The organism is Bacillus sp. AFS023182 (assembly GCF_002560575.1).
Lineage (GTDB): Bacteria > Bacillota > Bacilli > Bacillales > Bacillaceae_G > Bacillus_A > Bacillus_A arachidis.
Genome location: NZ_NTRO01000037.1, coordinates 1 through 20,654, shown reverse-complemented (window position 1 = coordinate 20,654; position 20,654 = coordinate 1). Strand labels below are relative to the sequence as shown.

General features: G+C 35.7%; 18 protein-coding genes and 1 other annotated feature. Of the genes, 6 read left to right on the top strand and 12 right to left on the bottom strand.

The window, feature by feature from the left end; genetic code table 11:
- Positions 1–414 precede the first annotated feature (414 nt).
- Positions 415–687, top strand: a complete 273-nt coding sequence (locus tag CN288_RS18235; RefSeq protein WP_098302786.1) for a hypothetical protein — start codon at positions 415–417, stop codon at positions 685–687.
- 202 nt (positions 688–889) lie between these two features.
- Here CN288_RS18235 and pepF read toward each other — a convergent pair whose 3' ends face one another.
- From pepF to mecA, 4 genes are all read right to left on the bottom strand, one after another.
- Positions 890–2,716, bottom strand: coding sequence for an oligoendopeptidase F (gene pepF, locus CN288_RS18230; protein WP_026590441.1), 1,827 nt, complete (start codon positions 2,714–2,716; stop codon positions 890–892).
- 47 nt (positions 2,717–2,763) lie between these two features.
- Positions 2,764–4,005 carry a competence protein CoiA gene (locus CN288_RS18225; protein ID WP_098302785.1) on the bottom strand — a complete coding sequence of 414 codons (1,242 nt, stop codon included), beginning with the start codon at positions 4,003–4,005 and terminating at the stop codon, positions 2,764–2,766.
- 97 nt (positions 4,006–4,102) lie between these two features.
- A complete protein-coding gene (gene cls, locus CN288_RS18220) occupies positions 4,103–5,647 on the bottom strand; it encodes a cardiolipin synthase (protein WP_090693262.1) in 1,545 nt (514 codons plus the stop codon).
- A gap of 79 nt (positions 5,648–5,726) precedes the next feature.
- On the bottom strand, positions 5,727–6,404 hold the full coding sequence (gene mecA / locus CN288_RS18215; RefSeq protein WP_026590444.1) for an adaptor protein MecA: 678 nt from the start codon (positions 6,402–6,404) through the stop codon (positions 5,727–5,729).
- A gap of 357 nt (positions 6,405–6,761) precedes the next feature.
- Here mecA and CN288_RS18210 point away from each other — a divergent pair, with 357 nt between their 5' ends.
- Entirely contained in the window at positions 6,762–7,433 is a 672-nt protein-coding gene (locus CN288_RS18210; protein WP_026590445.1) for a TerC family protein, read from the top strand.
- Positions 7,434–7,634: 201 nt separating this feature from the next.
- Here the strand turns inward: CN288_RS18210 and spx are convergent, their stop codons facing one another.
- Positions 7,635–8,030, bottom strand: coding sequence for a transcriptional regulator Spx (gene spx / locus CN288_RS18205; protein WP_000258267.1), 396 nt, complete (start codon positions 8,028–8,030; stop codon positions 7,635–7,637).
- Between the two features lie 594 nt (positions 8,031–8,624).
- Here spx and CN288_RS18190 point away from each other — a divergent pair.
- Complete coding sequence (locus CN288_RS18190) at positions 8,625–8,828, top strand: hypothetical protein (RefSeq protein ID WP_000225326.1); 204 nt, start codon at positions 8,625–8,627, stop codon at positions 8,826–8,828.
- Positions 8,829–8,862: 34 nt separating this feature from the next.
- On the opposite strand, the gene CN288_RS18185 is transcribed toward CN288_RS18190, so the two are convergent.
- Positions 8,863–10,512 carry a peptide ABC transporter substrate-binding protein gene (locus CN288_RS18185; protein WP_098302784.1) on the bottom strand — a complete coding sequence of 550 codons (1,650 nt, stop codon included), beginning with the start codon at positions 10,510–10,512 and terminating at the stop codon, positions 8,863–8,865.
- 596 nt (positions 10,513–11,108) lie between these two features.
- On the opposite strand from CN288_RS18185, the gene CN288_RS18180 reads away from it, so the two are divergent.
- Complete coding sequence (locus CN288_RS18180; protein WP_090693270.1) at positions 11,109–12,500, top strand: MATE family efflux transporter; 1,392 nt, start codon at positions 11,109–11,111, stop codon at positions 12,498–12,500.
- Positions 12,501–12,644: 144 nt separating this feature from the next.
- Here the strand turns inward: CN288_RS18180 and CN288_RS18175 are convergent, their stop codons facing one another.
- From CN288_RS18175 to CN288_RS30065, 6 genes are all read right to left on the bottom strand, one after another.
- On the bottom strand, positions 12,645–13,580 hold the full coding sequence (locus CN288_RS18175; RefSeq protein WP_026590448.1) for an ABC transporter ATP-binding protein: 936 nt from the start codon (positions 13,578–13,580) through the stop codon (positions 12,645–12,647).
- Positions 13,573–14,616, bottom strand: coding sequence for an ABC transporter ATP-binding protein (locus tag CN288_RS18170; RefSeq protein WP_098302783.1), 1,044 nt, complete (start codon positions 14,614–14,616; stop codon positions 13,573–13,575). Before CN288_RS18170 ends, CN288_RS18175 begins: the two co-directional genes overlap by 8 nt.
- A 20-nt stretch (positions 14,617–14,636) precedes the next feature.
- Positions 14,637–15,653, bottom strand: coding sequence for an oligopeptide ABC transporter permease (opp3C, locus tag CN288_RS18165; RefSeq protein ID WP_026590450.1), 1,017 nt, complete (start codon positions 15,651–15,653; stop codon positions 14,637–14,639).
- Positions 15,650–16,579 (bottom strand): oligopeptide ABC transporter permease, encoded by a 930-nt coding sequence (gene opp3b, locus CN288_RS18160; RefSeq protein ID WP_026590451.1) that lies wholly within the window; start codon positions 16,577–16,579, stop codon positions 15,650–15,652. Before opp3b ends, opp3C begins: the two co-directional genes overlap by 4 nt.
- A 126-nt stretch (positions 16,580–16,705) precedes the next feature.
- Positions 16,706–18,361, bottom strand: a complete 1,656-nt coding sequence (locus tag CN288_RS18155; RefSeq protein WP_098302782.1) for a peptide ABC transporter substrate-binding protein — start codon at positions 18,359–18,361, stop codon at positions 16,706–16,708.
- Positions 18,358–18,570, bottom strand: coding sequence for a hypothetical protein (locus CN288_RS30065; RefSeq protein ID WP_026590453.1), 213 nt, complete (start codon positions 18,568–18,570; stop codon positions 18,358–18,360). The genes CN288_RS18155 and CN288_RS30065 overlap by 4 nt, the downstream gene beginning before the upstream one ends.
- A gap of 110 nt (positions 18,571–18,680) precedes the next feature.
- Between CN288_RS30065 and CN288_RS18145 the strand changes: the two genes are divergently transcribed.
- Together CN288_RS18145 and trpS are read left to right on the top strand one after the other, a co-directional pair.
- A complete protein-coding gene (locus tag CN288_RS18145) occupies positions 18,681–19,061 on the top strand; it encodes a DUF3899 domain-containing protein (protein WP_026590454.1) in 381 nt (126 codons plus the stop codon).
- Between the two features lie 107 nt (positions 19,062–19,168).
- Positions 19,169–19,384 (top strand) — a binding site (T-box leader).
- A 209-nt stretch (positions 19,385–19,593) separates the two neighbouring features.
- Positions 19,594–20,583 (top strand): tryptophan--tRNA ligase, encoded by a 990-nt coding sequence (trpS, locus tag CN288_RS18135; protein ID WP_026590455.1) that lies wholly within the window; start codon positions 19,594–19,596, stop codon positions 20,581–20,583.
- Positions 20,584–20,654 lie beyond the last annotated feature (71 nt).

The following is a 20,654-nucleotide window of genomic DNA, read 5'->3' as shown; positions in this document are numbered from 1 at the left end:
TTCGTTAGCCTCTCTTATTTCAATCATAGAAAGCGTTTTAAAGGTTTTTAAAAAGAACGCTATGTTAAATTTCTCTGTTGATATTCGAAAGTAACAGACGATTGTTCTTCATACAAAAAGTACGAGAGCGGTTTGTTTCGCATGACACTGAAGGACATCACCTAAGAAATTAGAAAGTTAAGCATAGCAAATCAATACGTCCTGAAAGAGTTCTTTGAACAAATCAGAGCTCGAAATGACGATACAACAGTTAGTAAAATGATGCTTGAAAACTATCTGTTCTCAACGGAAATGACGTATGATACACTTTAATTATCAGAATTTACAAAATTAAATTCTTTTAGAGAACTAGCAAGATAAGATTTCAATTGTTAGATATTATTAAAAGTAGGTGAGGGATTGAATTTTAGTAGAATGGGATTTGAAATGATAGACCCGAAAGAAAACTTAGATTTTGGATTTGAAGATATAGCAGGTTTATCCAGAGGATGTAAATTTTCTGATTGCACACATACAAGCGAGCCACACTGTGCCGTTAAAAAAGCCATTTCAGACGGTACTCTTTGTGAAGATACATTTAATCACTATTATAGAGATAAAAACGAGGCAGAATATGTTTCTAAACAAAAGAATAAAACAAAAGCTGTTGACTACATGAAACAACTGAAACTCTTTCAAAAAACGTAGTTAAGATGAAATTGATAAATAATCAACACGATCGTTTAACATACTTGGACCGATTTTTCTATTTAATAATCGAGGGCTTAACAAAACAAGGGAACTCCATCAATAGGAGTTCCCTTACTTTTTACTGAAATCAACAATATTATGTAACAAGGCTAAAAAGAAAGAAGGCGAGAATTTCCCTCTCGCCCTTCTTCTTTCATTATTATTTCCCTTCAAATAATAATGCTTCTAATTCATTTAACTTTTCCTCAAATACTTGAAGTGCTTCTTTAACAGGCTCTGGAGATGCCATGTCTACTCCTGCTTTTTTCAGTACTTCAATTGGATAATCAGAGCTTCCAGCTTTTAAGAATTCGTTAATATAACGCTCTACAGCTGGTTGCCCTTCTTCTAAAATTTGTTTTGATAAAGCTGTTGCCGCACTAAATCCTGTTGCATATTGATATACATAATAGTTGTAATAGAAGTGCGGAATACGAGACCACTCTATACCAATTTCTTTATCGATGACTAAAGCATCGCCAAAGTATTTTTTATTTAAATCATAGTAAATTTCCGTTAACATATCTGGCGTTACTGCATGACCTTCTTGCACTTTTTTATGAATGATATGCTCGAATTCAGCAAACATCGTTTGACGGAATACAGTTCCACGGAATCCCTCTAAATAATAATTTAGTAAATATAAACGCTCTTTCTTATCTTCTGTCGTTTTTAGTAAATAATCATTTAAAAGTGCTTCGTTACAAGTTGATGCAACTTCTGCAACGAAGATTGAATAGTCACCATAAACATGTGGTTGTACTTTTCTTGTATAGTAGCTATGCACAGAATGACCAAACTCATGTGCAAGTGTAAATAAATTGTTTACATTATCGTGCCAGTTCATTAAAATATACGGATTTGTTCCATATGCACCAGATGAATATGCACCGCTTCGTTTTCCTTTGTTTTCATATACGTCTACCCAGCGGTTTTCATATGCTTCTTTCAAAATTTCAACATACTCATCCCCAAGGACGTTTAATGACTTGAGTAGAATGTCTTGTGCTTCTTCATATTTCACATTCATTTTCACTTCTGGTACAAGCGGTGTATATAAATCGTACATATGCAATTCATCAAGACCTAATGCACGTTTACGAATGTCAATATATCGGTGCAATAAATGTAAGTTGTCATTTACCGTCTTAACAAGCTGGTCATATACTGTTTCAGGAATGTTATTATTGCTTAACGCTGCTTGGCGTGCCGAATCATATTTACGAACGCGCGCATTAAAATTATTGCGTTTCACCGCACCGCTAAGTGTACTTGCAAATGTATTTTTATATTTCCCATACGTTTCATACACTGCATGGAATGCATCATGACGAACACGAGGATCATCACTTTCTAAAAATTGAGTATAACGACCATGTGTTACTTCTACTTCTTCACCATTCTCATCTTTAATAGATGGGAATTTCAAGTCCGCATTATTCAGCATACCAAATGTATTACTTGATGCACTCAGGACTTCAGATGCTTCAGCTAACAATGCTTCTTCAGCTTCTGATAGTACGTGTGGACGCTGACGTGTAATTTCTTCTAAAGCATGTTCATATACACTTAATTCTTTGTTTTCTTGTAAGAAGGATTGTAACTTTTCTTCTGCAATTGTTAAAATTTCAGGAACGATATACGCCGTGCTGCTGGCAGCTTGAGAATATAAGTTGCTTGCACGATCATTTAACGCTTGATAAACAGAATTTGTTGTATCTTGATCGTAACGCATATGAGCATATGTATATAATTTTTCTAATCTCATCGAAACTTCATCTTCATACTGTAAAGCCGCTAATAATGAATCAGCAGAATCACCTAGTTTCCCTTTAAATTCAGCTAACTTCGGCAATAACTCTTTCACTGCTTGAAATTCTTTTTCCCATTCTTCATCCGTTTGGAAAATATCTTCCAAGCGCCATGTGTTCATTTCCTCAATCTCACTACGGTCCGGCAATGCTTTTGCTGTTTTTTGATCAGCCATATTATAAACCCTCCTTCGAATCTCTATTTAGTACAATTCGATTCTTGTTATGTAATTCCTTCCATGTACTCTCTTATTATATCCGCTTTTCCTTCTCTCATGTTGTACTTTGTTTCGAATAACGATAATGCATGCGACAAACAAATCGCATCATATTCTTGTATCTCCTCTTCCGTTTTCAGTATCATAAATTGCCTGATTTTTCGGTACTTATGCACATTCACCATTTCAATCATTCCTGCTTTACATAAAAACGTTATATATTCTAGAATCGCTAACCTCCATACATTTTGCGAAAAATAAGGTAACGTACGCCGCTGAATATTACGTCTTTTATTTACATAGGAAAAAACGGCATGTAATGAAAAGTATTCTCCAGTTTTAAATTTACCAATGAAATCTATACAAAGAAGAGCTTGCCATATAAAAGGATGTGTTTGAAACGCAAATGCAGATGGAAGAGGAACACCAATTTCAGATGGAAAACAAGAAGGTGAAAGATGATATTGATATAAAAGGTGTAAAAGTGATTTATGACTATAATTCCAAATTGGAAGGACATTCGTTCGAAAATAAATCTTTTTCTTTTGCCACTCCCGCTCCAATCGTTCTTTCGTAATGACTGCTTGGCAAAAGAGCTCCTCAAAAGTAACGGTGCGCACCGAAAAATGAGTGATGTGTGAAAAATAAACATTTGTAGAAAACGGCGTAAGCAGTTCGCATTTCATAAATGATTTTGTATTTGGACAAAAAAAGAGAAGGAAAGGCTGAGGATAAGATTGTATGCAGAGAAAGTGAAACGAGGATAATGAAATCCAGTAAGCAGAGTGCTTTTTCATTTGATTTCTACCTAATATCCAAATGATTTGTATTCCTGCTTTCCAATAGGAAGAAGTTCGTTTTAATAACTGTTCCGTGGATAAAGAGGCACATTGATATTCAATTGCAATCTGTCTCTCTTTCATTTCAATAAAAAGATCGGGTCTTTGGCGAATCCCTGGGAGGTAATGTTCGATTTTCACATGAAACCCTTGTGACCTAAGCCATTTATATAACTGTTCCTTCCCGCGCATATGATAAGCAGATTCCGGCTCAGATGAAACGAGGCACTGATTTACTTTCTTATGAGCAAAATGCCATCTCTTTTGCTTACCTAACTTGAGTTGTACCTCCCGCCCGCAAACCGGACAAAAAAAGCGCTCTTTCTTTCGCATTGCAAGCAGTTCCTTTTCATCTCGGCTTTCAAGAAGGTGAACCTTCCCTCCATTTTCTCTCCTTGCGACAAACATCATACCACATCCTTTCTATATTGCTTTGTATTCTACAATTTATTACAAATTCCTTTCTAAACAAAAAGAGGACATCCTTGTAAGAATATCCTCTTCTTCATAATAAAGGCGATAGTAAACGGTACGCTGATTCCACAATCCTCCTATGAAGACGGCGTCTATGAAAGCGATCCACATGAATTTCACTTGATACTTGTAAATCATCTTCAAAATCTTTAACAAGCTTTCGAATACTATTTGTATCATATAAAAAGGCATTCACCTCAAAATTTAAATGGAAGCTTCTCATATCCATGTTCGCTGTACCAATTGATGCTAAATCAGAATCAACAATGACAATCTTACTGTGCAGGAAACCTTTTTCATATTCATATATCTTTACCCCTGCATCTAATAACTCTGGAAAATAAGACCTCGATGCATAAAATACAGTCCGTTTATCTGGTTTACTCGGCATTAATAAACGGACATCAATGCCAGCAAGAGCTGCTACTTTTAATGCAGATAAAATATCATCATCTGGAATAAAATATGGTGTAGCAATCCAAATGGACTTCCTTGCCGAAGCAATCATTGCAAAATAAAGATGCTTAATTGTCTCCCATTTATTATCCGGCCCGCCTGCAACAAGTTGTACACCGCCCCAATGATCTCCATCAACAGCTTTCGCCTGTAAATATTCAGGTGCTAATACAGCTTCACCTGTCATATAAAACCAATCTTGCAGGAATATGAGTTGCAAACTTTGAACTGCTTCACCTCGTAAATATAAATGTGTATCTCGCCAAAATCCAAAATATTTATTTTTCCCTAAATATTCATCACCAATATTTAGCCCGCCTACAAACCCCTCATTTCCATCAATCACAACGATTTTCCGGTGATTTCGGTAATTAATTTTATCGTTTAAAATTGGAAAACGAACCGGAAAGAATGGAATCATTTCTACACCTGCATCGTTTAGTTCATCAATATAAGCATTTGACAGTTTGAAACTTCCAACCGCATCATATAAAAAACGGACGGTAACACCTTCCTGCGCCTTCTGCATTAAAATCTCTTTAATTTGTGTACCGAGCTTATCATCACGTACAATATAATATTCCATATGAATATGATGCTTCGCTCTTTGCAATCCTGCTAAAATCGATTGAAACGTTTCATCACCATTCGTTAACACTTTTGTTTCTGTCTGAAATGAAATATTTAAGGCGCCAAGCCTATCCGCTAAACGAAATAATAATTCTTGATGTTTATGATTTTGCAAAATGCGTTCGTTATAATCATCATGCCCTTTGTACTGCAAAAAAGCTTGTTCGTCCAAAAGAGCCTTCTTTTGAAACATTCGTTTTCTGCGAAAATTTTGTCCAAATAATAAATAGGCAAAAAAACCAACTACAGGAAAAATGCCTAGTACAATTAACCACGTCAGTGTTTTAGATGGATGCCTGTTTTCTAAGAAAATAACACACCCAATTAAAAATGCAGAAACAGTAAATACGATACTTATAATTCCTAAAAACGAAATATCTTTTATGCCTATAACATCCGAATAAAATGCTACATCAATAAACATGCGTAACGAAACAAACGCTGCGAATAAACCTAGAAAAAAGACAAGTAACTTTAGCGTATTTTTCATTTCTTCCCCCCTACTTACGAAGCATTTCTATTGTCATACCCAGCATATAAAAAACCGATTTCATAATATTGAAATCGGCCTAAGTTTTAGAAGGAAAATGACTGCGAATCGTCTCAAGTGCATGTTCTTTAACGACCTGTTTGCCGTACTCACTTACACGGTGAACCGTTAATGTAGATTCTTCCCCATACTCTAAAATAATACTTAAAATACGGTCAATTTCTTCTTCATCGTGTAGCACTTCATCGAATTCAACATATACATAATAGCGGTCTTCAAACGAATACAATTCATCTTTTATATCTTCAAATATGAGACGATGACTTAAAGAAATGACATCTTCAAAATCATCAAATTTAATTAAAAAGCCTAATGTTCCATCTTCGTTAAAGTTTGTCCCCGCCTCTATCTCTTCCTCTAATTCTTGTTGAAATAGTGATTCAATCCGCTCATCTAGAGGGATATCAATAATTTTATCTAGACCTATTGGTAATTCTAATTTTTGTCCATCCTTTGAAAGCTGCGCTTTTGTTACAAGTACTTCAATGCCTTTATCAAGCGCCTGTACTTGAATCCACAGTGGTCCATCAATAAAGAAATCATCATAATCGTGCGCTTCATCCATCATTTCCCAAAACAATTGTTCGCTTCGTTCACGATTGTACCAGATCTCTTCACGATTAAACCCTCTATCTTCTATATCAATGTACGTAATAAAAAATTTCATCGTATGATCATTAATTCTTTCAATGTCCAAAATACAACTCTCCCTTCCTATTTGGAATTGTTATGAAGGGATTCCCCACTCATATGACAAATCAATAGATTCTTGTACTTTCATTTTATGATAAGATTCTCCAGAATGGAAATAAAATCGTTTTATTTTACAAAAACAGTCATTCGCCTAGATTATTGTTCGCAAATCAAGTATAATTCCTTACTCTTATATATTCCATTATATACACTTACCATATAAACCTCATTAATAAAAAAATGGACATACAATTACACTTCGCACCGTACAATTGTAATAGAGCTGGTCAGGCTTTTTTTATTCTATACATATATCCACACCTGTACTCTTTATTAAAACAGAATAAATGGAGGCAAAATAATGGAGTTAGATTTTTTGACATCTATACTAATGATTGTCGGTATCGATGTTGTATTAGGCGGCGATAATGCAATTGTAATCGCACTTGCAAGCCGAAACTTGCCCGAATCGAAACGAAATAAAGCGATCTTTATTGGTACGGGCCTAGCAATCGTACTGCGAATTCTCCTTACAATACTTGCCGTCTACTTACTCGATATTCCTTTCTTACAGCTTATTGGTGGCATCTTACTTACACTGATTGCCGTAAATTTACTTACTGATAATAGCGATGATCTTTCTTCTATACAAGGAAAAACGACATTATTTCAAGCGATTCGTACAATTGTATTTGCCGATCTCGTTATGGGTTTTGATAATGTCCTTGCGATTGCGGGGGCTGCTCATGGAAATTTCACACTCGTGATTATCGGATTATTAATTTCCATTCCTATTATTATTTGGGGAAGCAAGCTCATCTTACTACTTATGGAGCGTTTTCCTTTTCTCATTTATTGCGGAGGAGCAGTTCTTGCTTACACCGCTGGAAAAATGATCACCCATGAAACACGGCTTACAAACTTTTTTCAGCAAAACCCTATCTTTGCAACAAGTATGCCCTTCCTCTTTATTTTCACAGTATTAACAATTGGATTTATTGTGCAACATATCAAATTAGGAAATGCAAAGTGAAGTTTGTATTTTCTAATTTGATATAAATTTATATAAACTCAAACTGAAAAGCCTTTCTATTTAGGCGGAAGAGAGCATCCTCCCAAGCATAGTAGCAATTTATATAGCCAAAAATCAAAATGGGTTGTATACAAATGAATATATGTATGCGAAAACCTTCTACTTTACAGTAGAAGGTTTTCATATACAAAACTTTTATTATTAATTTACAAGACGCTGTGCTTCACGTAACTGAAATGTTCTTACTGTACGTGGTAAGAAACGACGAATTTCATCTTCGTTATAACCTACTTGAAGGCGTTTTTCGTCAATCATAATAGGACGGCGTAAAATGCCTGGGTAGTCACGAATCATCTTATATAAATCTTGAAGTGGTAAAGATTCTAAGTTAACATTTAACTCTTGGAAAACTTTCGAACGAGTTGAAATGATCTCATCCGTTCCGCTTTCTGTCATGCGTAAAATTTCTTTAATTTCCTCAATCGTTAATGGATCCGAGAAAATATTGCGTTCTGTATAAGGAATATGATTTTCCTCTAGCCATAATTTCGCCTTTCTACAAGACGTACAACTTGGAGAACTATATAGTGTTACCATACAAGACTCACTCTCCTTAAAGAGTACAAATTCTGTACTACTTACAGTTTAAATTTCTATTTTCCAGCAATTCCCCACTATAACTTATCCTACAACATAATGAAAAATTGCCTTACATGTAAACAACAACTTTTAAGCAAGTAACTCTTATTAAACAACAATTACTTTAAATAAGTAACTTCTATAATCATTATACAATAGATTGAGAAAGAAATATACAGGAAATTTCCTTTCTCAATGGGAAAACTCATCTTTCATTAAGCTAAAATTGTCATGGATTTTTCATGGAACAAATCCTTCTACTTTATTAATATATATACCTTTGGTGCTACTTCTTAACATGTTTATAGAAGCTGTCCATCCAATCAACCAGTTGCTAAAGATATCGTTTCCTTACTCTTTTCATCATAAAACAGAGGTGAAATGTAAGACATACGAGCACACAGAACATTTGTTCTTTTCCATTCTATCAAATCCCCTAGTTACTGTCTAGCTTATTTTCAAGTAAAATAAATTTATTTTCTAACTTTTCTTTCTTTTCTTTCTTTTTTTTCATACAATAAAGTTACGGACAGGCAAAAGGAGGAATTCCATATGGTTGCTTTTTTTATTGATTTTGCCATTGTCGCTGCCCTCGTTATTGGAATTACAGCATTGATTGGTGTCATTACAAATGGCATTGGCGAAAAGCTATTTGGCGGGAAAGAGAAAATGAAATTTGTTGATAAAAGTGCGGAAGTACAATCCGGCTGGAAGCAAGTTGGCGGAAAAGGGATTTATAAAAAACGAACATACTAAAAAGAAGCAGGAATTTCTCCTGCTTCTTTTTAAATTATTTTCCTACCGATGCCCATTTGAAGCTTAAATCTCCGCCGTAATTATGTTTATAAATATCTTTCACTGTTCCTCGTTGTAAGTAAGCTGAACTGCGTTGATATACAGGAGCAATTGCCGCATCATCCAGTAGTATTTTTTCTGCTTCAAGTAAACTATTCCAGCGTGCTTGTACATCGCTACCGTCAGTCTTCGCTTTCATAATAATTTCATCGTATTTCGGATTAGAATATTTCATTCTATTTTGCGCACCATCTGTTACAAACATATCAAGATACGTTACTGGATCTGGGAAATCTGGACTCCATAAAGAAAATGTCATGTCATAGTCTCCACTTTCTTCAAGTTTAAGCTTTTGCGCAAATGGCTGTTGCTTAATTTTTAATGTAAAACCAGGTAAGTTCTTTTCTAACTCTCCTTTTAAATACTCCCCTGTTCTCTTAGATAAATCTACATCTTCATTTAATAGCTCAATCTCAATCTTATCTTTTCCTAATTCTTTTTTACCAGCTTCCCAATATTTCTTCGCTTCTTTCGCATTTGCTTTTACTAACTCCCCATTTTCAGCTCGGAAGTCTTTTTTATTTGGCCCAGTAATAAATTTGCTTGGAATTAATCCTGTCGCTTCAGTAGAGCCATTGTTTAAAATCGTCTCAACAAGTGGTTTACGTTCAAAGGCAAGAGAAATTGCTTTACGTATATTTTTATTTGCTAAAGCTTCATTTTTCTGATTGAAACGAAGGTAGGATATAGTAGCTTCATTTTCAGTTTTAAACTCTTTATCCCCTTTATATTTATCAACAAACTCAGATCTCAAAATAGCACGATCTATCGCTTTTGTATCATATAAGTTAATCGATGTTGCCATGTCTTTTACAATATTAAAGTTCACTTCGTCTAGCTTCACTACTTTATTGTCCCAGTATGATGGATTTTTCTGTATTTGGAAATTTCTTTCATGTTTCCATTCACTTAATACAAACGGTCCATTATATAGTGTCGTATTTGCCTCTAAACCAAATTTGTCCCCTTGCTCTTTTGCATACTTTTCATTTACTGGATAGAAAAGTGGATAAATCATTAAATTTTCAAAGTAAGGAACTGGATGTTCTAATTCTACTTCTAATGTATAATCATCAACGGCCTTTATCCCTAATTGATCTGGCGCCATTTCTTTTTTATTAATTTTCTGTGCATTCTTCACATCAAACATGATATATGCTGATACTGCAGCTTTATCTGGATTAATCGCTCGCTGCCAAGCATATACGAAATCTTTCGCTGTTACAGGATCTCCATTTGACCATTTCGCATCTTCGCGTAATTTAAACGTATATTTTTTCCCATCTGCCGATTTTTCACTTGATTTTGCTACACCGGGGACAAGTTTGTCTCCTTTATCAAGGCGGTATAGCCCTTCCATCGTATTATTCATCACTCGTGATGATACTGCATCAGCTGATAATGCTGGGTCCATTGTTGGAATTTCCTGTGTTTCAGTTAAATTGATGACTTGTTTCCCGTTAGCCTTGCCGCTATCCCCTTTTGCACTCGCTTGTGGCTCGTCCTTTTGATAACTACTACACGCCCCTAAAATCATACTCATTGCTAATGTCGATGCTACAAAAACTGGTACTTTTTTCTTCATTCTGCTACCCCTCCCAAAAATGTTAGCCCTTCCATTTTCAAACAGAAAGAAATATATGTATGTTCTAATAATTCATATTATACACATAAATACATTCTTTGTATATTTATTTTCCTATCTTATTAAAATTTTCTGCTAATACAACATTTTTTGCAAACGTTTTATATTGCGTATTTAAACACCTAAAATACTAAATTTAACCACATTTTTAATTATCTAAATTATCAGAGTATAATTAATTTTATATTATATAATATTTTTCGCATGATTATTCCCTTCTCATATACGTTAGTTCTCCCTTTCATCAAGTCTGCAAAACTTTTATTATAATTTCACATGCACCATACATAAATCCATTTTGATTTTTCTATATAGGTTGCTGATCTAAAAAAGATATCTCCACTCTTCTCTCCTTTTGTCTTCACTCGGCATGGGGCTAAAAAAGGATCCGACCGCTTCTATATTTGTACCTATATATGTCCTATTTTTCTTTGAAATATATATTTGTTAACCAAGTTCCAAAATCAATGCAAGTGTTGCTAAAGTGTGTTAAGATACATTTTGTTTAAAAAGATATCAGTAAAGTGAGGGATGATATGACAGAGGTTACATCCAAAAAAGGGCAAGAAGAACAGTTAAATTTATTCTTCTTAACATGGCCCATTTTTTTAGAAGTGTTTCTTTTTATGTTAATGGGGATTGCTGATACTTTTATGCTAAGTGCACTATCAGATGACGCCGTATCAGGTGTTGGAGCTGCGAATCAATACCTTCATATCGCAATCTTAGTACTAGAAGTAATCGGAAATGGGGCTGCTATTGTTGTATCGCAGTATCTTGGTTCTAAACGATATATGGAAGCATCAAAAATATCCGCATTAGCAATCACTTTAAATTTAGGAGTCGGGCTCGTTATAAGCGCAGTTTTTCTTTTATTCTCAAAACATATGATGACTGCAATGAATTTACAAGGTGATGTATTGACTTACGCCCAAAATTATTTATCGATTGTCGGGGGAGCTATTTTTCTTCAAGCCATTATCAATTCACTGGCCGCAATTATTCGTGTTCATGGATTTACAAAACAAGCGATGTTCATTTCACTAGGGATGAATATCCTTCATATTGCTGGAAATTATATACTTATTTTCGGAAAGTTCGGTATGCCTGAACTCGGTGTTCAAGGGGCAGCTATTTCCTCTGCTTTCAGCCGACTTATCGCACTCATTGTTTTCTTCTGGCTACTATATCGCGTCATGGAATACCGCGTCAAATTAAAATACTACTTCACTTTATCAAAAGAATATGTAGGAAAAATCTTAAAAATTGGTATCCCATCGGCTTTTGAGCAAGTTATGTATCAAGCATGTCAAATTGTCTTTTTATATTATGCGACATACTTAGGAACAGAATCCTTGGCCGCAAGACAATACGCGACAAATATTTCAATGTTTACTTATTTATTTGCTATCGCCATCGGAATGGGAACAGCAATCATCGTTGGGCGTCTAGTTGGTGGAAATGCGAAAGATGAAGCATATATACGCGTGTGGAAAAGTGTAAAATGGGCCATCGGTGTCACGTTGTGTATGGTCATTCTCGTCATAACATTCCGTACACAGTTAATGGGACTATTTACAAATAACCATGATATTATCACTTTAGGATCAACCGTTCTTTTATTAAGTATTCTGCTAGAAACAGGGCGAACAATGAATATTGTAATCATTAATTCTTTGCGGGCTGCTGGTGATGCAAAATATCCTGTTTTAATCGGGGCATTCTCAATGGTCTTAATGAGTTTACCACTTGGCTACTTTTTTGTATTTTATTTACATATGGGACTGCCTGGTATTTGGTTAGCCATTGCCATTGATGAGTGGACGCGCGCGATCATCATGTTCTTCCGCTGGAGAAGTAGAGCTTGGGAAAATTATGCACTTGTTAAACCGGAGACTTCTGAAGAGTCAGCACCTGTTCAAGCTTAATACAAAAGGAAATTCATAAAGTATGGGGATCTGACCGCCTACATGAGCTGATGCTCTCTCCCATCCAAAAAGTAAGAGTTTATATCAGTTTTCTAATTTGTATGTATAAAAAAAGAAGCGACCTCCCAGGCCGCTTCTTTTCTATTATTGATAGATTTCTTTATATTTCTTGTATTCTGCTTCGGAACAAAGAACAAAATGTCCTGGACGGATTTCTCGCATCTTTGGCTCTTCATTTCCATATTGATGCTGAGATGGATCGTATACGATACGCTTACGATTGCGCTCGTAATCTGGATCTGGAAGCGGAATTGCTGATAATAGTGATTTTGTATACGGATGAATTGGATTCTCGTATAACTCGTCACTACTTGTTAATTCAACAATTTGACCGCGATACATAACACCAATGCGATCACTGATGTATTTTACCATAGATAAGTCATGGGCGATGAATAAATATGTTAAACCCTTTTCTCTTTGCAGTTGTTTCAATAAGTTTACAACTTGCGCTTGGATCGATACGTCAAGTGCTGAAATCGGCTCATCCGCAATAATAAATTCTGGTTCTACCGCAAGTGCACGAGCGATTCCGATACGTTGACGTTGTCCACCAGAGAACTCATGCGGGAAACGATTGGCATGCTCTTTATTTAAACCAACTGTGTTCAATAATTCATGCACACGATCCATGCGGTCTTTTTTACTTTTTGCTAAACCGTGAATATCAATGCCTTCTGCAATAATATCTCCAACTGTCATACGAGGATTTAATGACGCATATGGATCTTGGAAAATCATTTGCATTTTACGATTAAATTTCTTTAATTCTGCACGTGACTTCTTACCATGTACATTTTCACCATCGAACAACACTTCTCCACCAGTTGCATCGTATAACCTGATAATCGTTCTTCCAGTTGTTGATTTTCCGCAACCAGATTCCCCTACAAGTCCAAATGTTTCACCGCGATAAATATCAAATGAAATATCGTTGACCGCTTTTACAACACCACCACTAACATTAAAGTGCTGCTTAACATTTTTTACTTCAATTAATTTCTCACGTTGATTAGTCATGTTGTTCACCTGCTTTCATTTGAAGAATTCGTTTTTGAACGACTTCTGGCGGTTGTACTTTTGGTGCTTGCTCGTGAAGTAACCATGTTGCTGCATAATGTGTATCACTTACTTTAAATAACGGTGGTTCCATTTCGAAATCAATTTTTAACGCCTGTGGGTTACGTGGTGCAAATGCATCCCCTTTTGGCGGTTTTAATAAATCTGGAGGCGTTCCAGGAATTGCATATAACTCAGCTTCTGAACCATCTAAACTTGGCATAGATGCGATCAATCCCCATGTATACGGATGTTTTGGGTTGTAGAAAATTTCATCAACCGTACCAATTTCAACAACTTTACCTGCATACATAACTGCAACTCTGTCCGCAACGTTTGCTACTACGCCTAAATCATGCGTAATGAAAATAATCGCTGCTTCTGTTTTCTGCTGAATGTCCTTCATAAGTTCTAAAATTTGCGCTTGAATTGTAACGTCCAGTGCTGTTGTCGGCTCATCCGCAATCAATAATTTCGGATTACAAGCTAGCGCCATTGCGATAACAACACGTTGTCTCATACCACCAGAGAATTGGTGTGGGTATTGCTTTAAACGCGCTTCTGGGTTTGGAATTCCAACAAGGTCAAGAAGCTCTAAAGCAACTTTACGAGCATCCGCTTTACTCATCCCTTGGTGTTTAATAAGACCTTCCATAATTTGATTACCGATTGTCATCGTTGGGTTTAATGATGTCATCGGATCTTGGAAAATCATTGCAATCTCTTTCCCACGCACTTGCTGCATTTCTTTTTCCGTTAATTTTGTTAAATCACGACCATCAAATACAATTTCTCCATCTTTAATGCGTCCTGGAGGATTAGGGATTAATCCCATTAGCGCTTTCGAAGTAACTGATTTCCCAGAACCAGATTCTCCTACAATCGCTAATGTTTCTCCCTTTTTCAAATCAAATGTAACTCCGCGAACAGCTTGTACTTCGCCAGCGTGTGTATCAAAGGAGACCTGTAAATCTTTTACCTCTAACAATGTTTTCATTTTTACCTCTCCTTCCTCGTTTACTTACGCATTTTTGGATCTAGCGCATCGCGTAATCCATCTGCCATTAAGTTAAATGCTAAAATTAACACACTGATGACAACCGCAGGGATGAACATCATATGTGGATATGTTTGAATCGATTTATACCCCTCATTTACAAGAGAACCTAACGATGCAAATGGTGGTTGAATACCAAGTCCAATGAAACTTAAGAACGCTTCACCGAACACTGCTGTAGGAATTGTAAACATTGTCATAACGATAATTGGTCCCATTACGTTCGGAATTAAATGCTTTACGATTAATTGTGTATTTGTTGCACCTAATGTACGAGATGCTAATACATATTCTTGGTTCTTTAATTTTAATATCTGTCCACGCACAATCCGTGACATACCAATCCAACCGGTAATGGCCATCGCAAGTGTAATGGACCAAATACCTGATCCCATAATAATTACCATCAAAATAACGATAATTAAATACGGAATACCATTAATAATTTCCATAATACGCTGCATGATATTATCTACTCGTCCGCCATAGAACGCTGAGATACCTCCGTATGCAACCCCAATTACTAGGTCAATTGCCGCTGCCAAAAGAGCGATGTATAATGATACGCGTGTTCCTTCCCATGTTCTTGTCCAAAGATCACGCCCAAGATCATCTGTACCAAACCAGAAATACTCTTTAATATCACGTTTCTCATATTGATCAACGCCGTATTGGTCTGTACCATCAAATGGTAACCAATGAACATTTTCAAGCACTGGAATTTTCGGCGGCATTTTTGCACGGCCTAAATCTTGATCTTTATAAGAATATTTACTTACCATCGGTCCAAAAATTGCCAAAAGCGCAATAAGGATCAGCAATACAAGTCCAAACATTGCTCCTTTATGTTGAAACAAACGTCTTCTCACATCTTGCCAAAACGTTAAGCTCGGACGGGCAATGACTTCATTATCAATGTTACTTTGATTAGCTATTTGGAATAGATCTGGAGATAATTTCTGTAAATCTTTCATCATTTTTTCCCTCCCGCTAAACGAATACGAGGATCAATAATTCCATATAGAATATCCACGATAAAAATAACTAAAATAAAGATTGCACTATAGAAAATTGTTGTTCCCATAATAACTGTATAGTCATTTAATTGAATGGATTTAACAAACTGTTCCCCAAGTCCAGGTACAGCATAGATTTGTTCAATAACAAGTGTTCCTGTAATTAACCCGGCAACCATTGGTCCTAAAATTGTAACAACTGGAATCAATGCGTTACGAAGTGCGTGTTTTATAATAATAACTCCTTGACTAATCCCTTTTGCTTTCGCTGTTAAAATGTAATCAGCTTGCATAACTTCAATCAATTCTGCACGAGCAAAACGAGCAATCGTTGCGATAACCGCCATCGATAAAGCAACCGTAGGCATAACTGTAAATTCAGGTCCTTTCCAGAATGCCACTGGGAACCAACCAAGTTTTACCCCTACAAAATATTGTAATAATGCTGCGAATACGAATGATGGTACCGACATCCCGAGTACGGAAATTATGGTTGCCCCGTAATCCACCCATGTATTATTACGAAGTGCTGCAACAATCCCTAAAATTAGGCCTATAAATGTTCCTAATAGAATTGCTTGGAATCCAAGTTGTGCTGATGGTCCAATACGATCAACAATCATCTCAGTTACTGGACGGTTATCATATTGGAATGATACTCCTAAATCACCTTTTACTAAGTTTCCTAAGTAGCGCGCATATTGCACTGGTACCGGATCATTCAAACCGTATTTTTCCAAAATGATCTCTCTTTGTGCCGGAGATAATTTCTCTTGGTTTTTAAGCGGAGAACCCGGCAGTAATTTCATTAAAAAGAATGTCAACGTAGTAATTAAAAATAACGTCAAAGCCATGTACACGAAACGTTTTAATGCATAACGTCCCATAATCAAGCACCTCCCCATTTTTCTCAAAAGCAATAAGATAGTTTGAAATATTCTTACTTTTATTTTTTTAAAATAAGAGCATACGCCCATCATAGGCATATACCCTTGTAAACGATGGAATAAAAATTAGTTTTGCTCAACAGATGCCCATTTAAAGGAATATTTACCACCATAATTATGTTTGGCAATATCTTTTACGATACCCTTTTGTATATAAGATGCTCCTTTTTGGTAAACTGGTGCAATCACCGCATCTTCTTTAACTAACATTTTTTCAACTTGTAAAAGATTGTCCCAACGAGCTTGTAAATCTTTCGTATCTGTTTTTGCTTTTAAAATTAGTTCATCATATTTTGGATTTGAATACCCTGTTTTGTTTTGTGTACCACCAGTAACAAACATATCTAAGTATGACACTGGATCTGGGTAGTCTGGACCCCAAATACCAAGAGAAACATCATATTGCTGCGCATCTTCTAATTTATTTTTTTGTGCGAATGGCTGCTGTTTAATCTTGATTGTCACTCCTGGTAAATTCTTTTCAATCTCACCTTTTAAGAATTCACCAATTTTCTTAGAATCTTCGTTATCAAAGTTTAACAACTCTAATTCAACTTTGTCTGTACCAAGCTCTTTCTTTGCTGTGTCCCATAATTTCTTCGCTTCTTTTACATTCGTGTCTACAAGTTTTCCACTTTCAGCTCGGAAGTCTTTCTTATTAGGCCCTTCAGCAAAATCCTTACCAACAAATCCATACGCCGGGATAGCTCCATTATTTAAGATAACTTTCGCAACATTTTCACGTTCAAAGGACATTGAAATTGCCTTACGTAAATTTTTATTTGCTAAAAATTTATTTCCTTGATTGAAACGTAAGTATGCAACTCCTGCTTCTTTCGTTGCTTTAAATTCTGAACTTGATTTGTACTTGTCCACAAATTCAGATTTTAAATCTACTCGATCAATTGCATTTGTCTCATACAAATTAACGGCCGTTGCTGTATCTTTCACAATATTAAAGTTAACTTCTTCAAGCTTAACTGTTTTGTTATCCCAATATGACGGATTTTTCTTAAACTGGAAGCTTCTTTCATGTTTCCATTCACTCAGTACAAATGGTCCATTGTAAAGTGTTGTAGTTGCCTCTAAACCAAATTTATTCCCTTGTGATTGTATATACTTTTCATTTAATGGGTAGAACACAGGGTAAACTGTTAAATCAACAAAGTAAGGAACAGGATTGTCTAACTCTACTTCTAATGTATGGTCATCAATTGCCTTTACACCTAATTCAGTATCTGGTAACTCTTTTTTATGAATTTTCTCTGCATTTTTTATATCAAACATGATATAAGAATATGTAGCGCCTGTATCCGGATTCACTGCACGTTTCCAAGAATAAACAAAATCATGTGCTGTTACAGGATCTCCGTTTGACCATTTCGCATCTTTTCGTAATTTGAAGATATATTTCTTACCATCTTCTAGTTTCTCATAGGATTCCGCTACGCCTGGGGTAGCCTTTTGGTCTTTTCCAACACGGTATAATCCTTCCATCGTGTTATTTAATACCATTGAAGATGCGGAATCTGATGTCATAGACGCATCCATTGTCGTAATTTCAGATAGTTCCGTTAAATTAACAATTTGTTTTCCATTACTACTGCTGTTCTCTTTTTCTTTCCCTTTTGCTTTGGCATCATCTTTTTGATACCCACAAGCCCCAAGTAACATACTTGCAGTCAATGTCGATGCAAGTAATAGCGACGTCTTTTTCTTCATGTTGAACTGCCTCCCCTAAGTGCACTTCCTGTACCCCCACTTGCTAAAAAGCAGAATTGAAAGAATAATCTCCAAGTTTCTACAATTTTCATTATACATATAATGTGACGATTGTGAATATAGTTTTTTGTTTTTTTGTTAAAATTTTTAATAAAATGTTTATTTTTTTTATTTTTTGTAAATGGAGTACTTAACATTGCTCCCATCATATTGAAATAAAATACGAAATTGCGTATAATTTTCAAATAATTATTCCTAGTACTCATTATAACTTTTATAGTATAATAATTCTAGTAATATTTTGACGGAGGGGAATATTTTGAATAAACTTTCTTTTCATACTTGTATACTAATATCGTTGGCAATAATCGCTTCTAGTATTGGAGCATTCTTATCTTCAGCTCAATATTTGTTGAATTTTGTCAATATTATGTTTTATATTGCGCTCTTTTTCATCATTATAGGGGGGTTTTTATTCTTATTTCAAAGTGGTTTTTTCAACATAACGATATATGCGTTCCAAAAAGTATTTGGAACGAACAAAAAAGTAGAATCTTTAATTGAAGAAGAAGAACCAGCAACAAACAAAAAAGAAAGAATATATAAAACGTATTCTTTCACATGGACATACCCTATCTGCCTTACAGGTATTCTGTTAGGTCTCATCTCTACACTTATTAGCTTCACTATTTTGATGTAGTTTGCAAACGATTTTCTATATGATATAATTACTTGCAAAACATTTTATATCAAAAAGTGGCGGCTTGCTCAGCTGTTAAAAACAGAGCTATTTTATAATAAATTCATATTTATGCGATGAGAAAGAAGAGTACATATTGCAGCAATTTCAGAGAGCTTGTGGTTGGTGAGAACAAGTAATTGTACAGTATGGAATGGGCTTTTGAGCACCAAACCGAACCGAAAGAAGTAGGCTTTGGCGTTATATCCAACGTTATAATGGATGCAAGAGATTTCACAACTGTGAAATAATTAGGGTGGTACCGCGGTCCATTCGTCCCTATATCATTTGGGATGAATGGGCTTTTTTGTATTTAAAAAGCGGCAGCGGCTCGTTCAGAATGTGAGGGGGATGGAGCACCTGACGTAGAGACGTTTTTTGCCTCTCAGGAAGATGCGAAGCCACCGATCATTCTTGCCGCTGGAGCTAGATTACTCAAAAAGCGACTCCCTACTCTTTAACAATACATATCCAATTTAAGGAGGAATTACTTATGTCAGTTATTTTTTCTGGTATTCAACCGAGCGGAACAATTACGCTTGGGAACTATTTAGGTGCAATGAAACAATTTACGGAGTTACAAAATGAACATGATTGTTATTTCTGCATTGTAAACCAACATGCAATTACAGTAGCCCAAGATCCTGTACAGCTTCGCAAAAATATCCGTAGCCTAGCTGCACTATATGTAGCTTGTGGTATTGATCCTGAAAAATCAACTTTATTTGTACAGTCAGAGGTGCCTGCGCACGCTCAGCTAGGATGGATTATGCAATCTATCGCATATGTTGGAGAATTAGAGCGCATGACGCAATATAAAGATAAATCATCTGGTAAAGAGTCTATTCCAGCTGGATTACTTACGTATCCACCATTAATGGCAGCTGACATCTTACTTTATAATACTGAGATTGTGCCAGTTGGTGATGATCAAAAACAACATATGGAATTAACTCGTGATTTAGCAGAGCGTTTCAATAAACGTTTCCGTGAAATTTTCACAATTCCAGAGATTCGTATTCCAAAAGTAGGTGCACGTGTTATGTCATTAACAGAGCCTACGAAAAAAATGAGTAAGTCTGATCCAAATCCAAAGTCAATGATTAGTATGCTTGACGAACCAAAAACAATCGAAAAGAAAATTAAAAGTGCCGTAACTGATTCTGACGGCATCGTAAAATACGACAAAGAAAACAAACCTGGTGTTTCCAACTTATTAACAATCTACTCTTCATTCTCAGGCAAAACAATTGAAGAACTAGAAGCGGAGTACGAAGGAAAAGGATACGGCGACTTTAAAGGTGACTTAGCCCAAGTGGTCGTAGAAGCAATCCGTCCAATTCAAGAAAAATATAACGAACTAATCAACTCTCCTGAATTAGATGAAATCCTTGACAAAGGTGCTGAAAAAGCAAACCACGTTGCATTCAAACAACTACGTAAAGTTGAAAATGCAATGGGATTAAGCAGAAAACGTAGGTAATAACAAAAAGCGGAGGCGACTGCTTAGCCCTGGGTGGCTAAGGTTCTTTCCTAAAGTGAACCCCATTAATG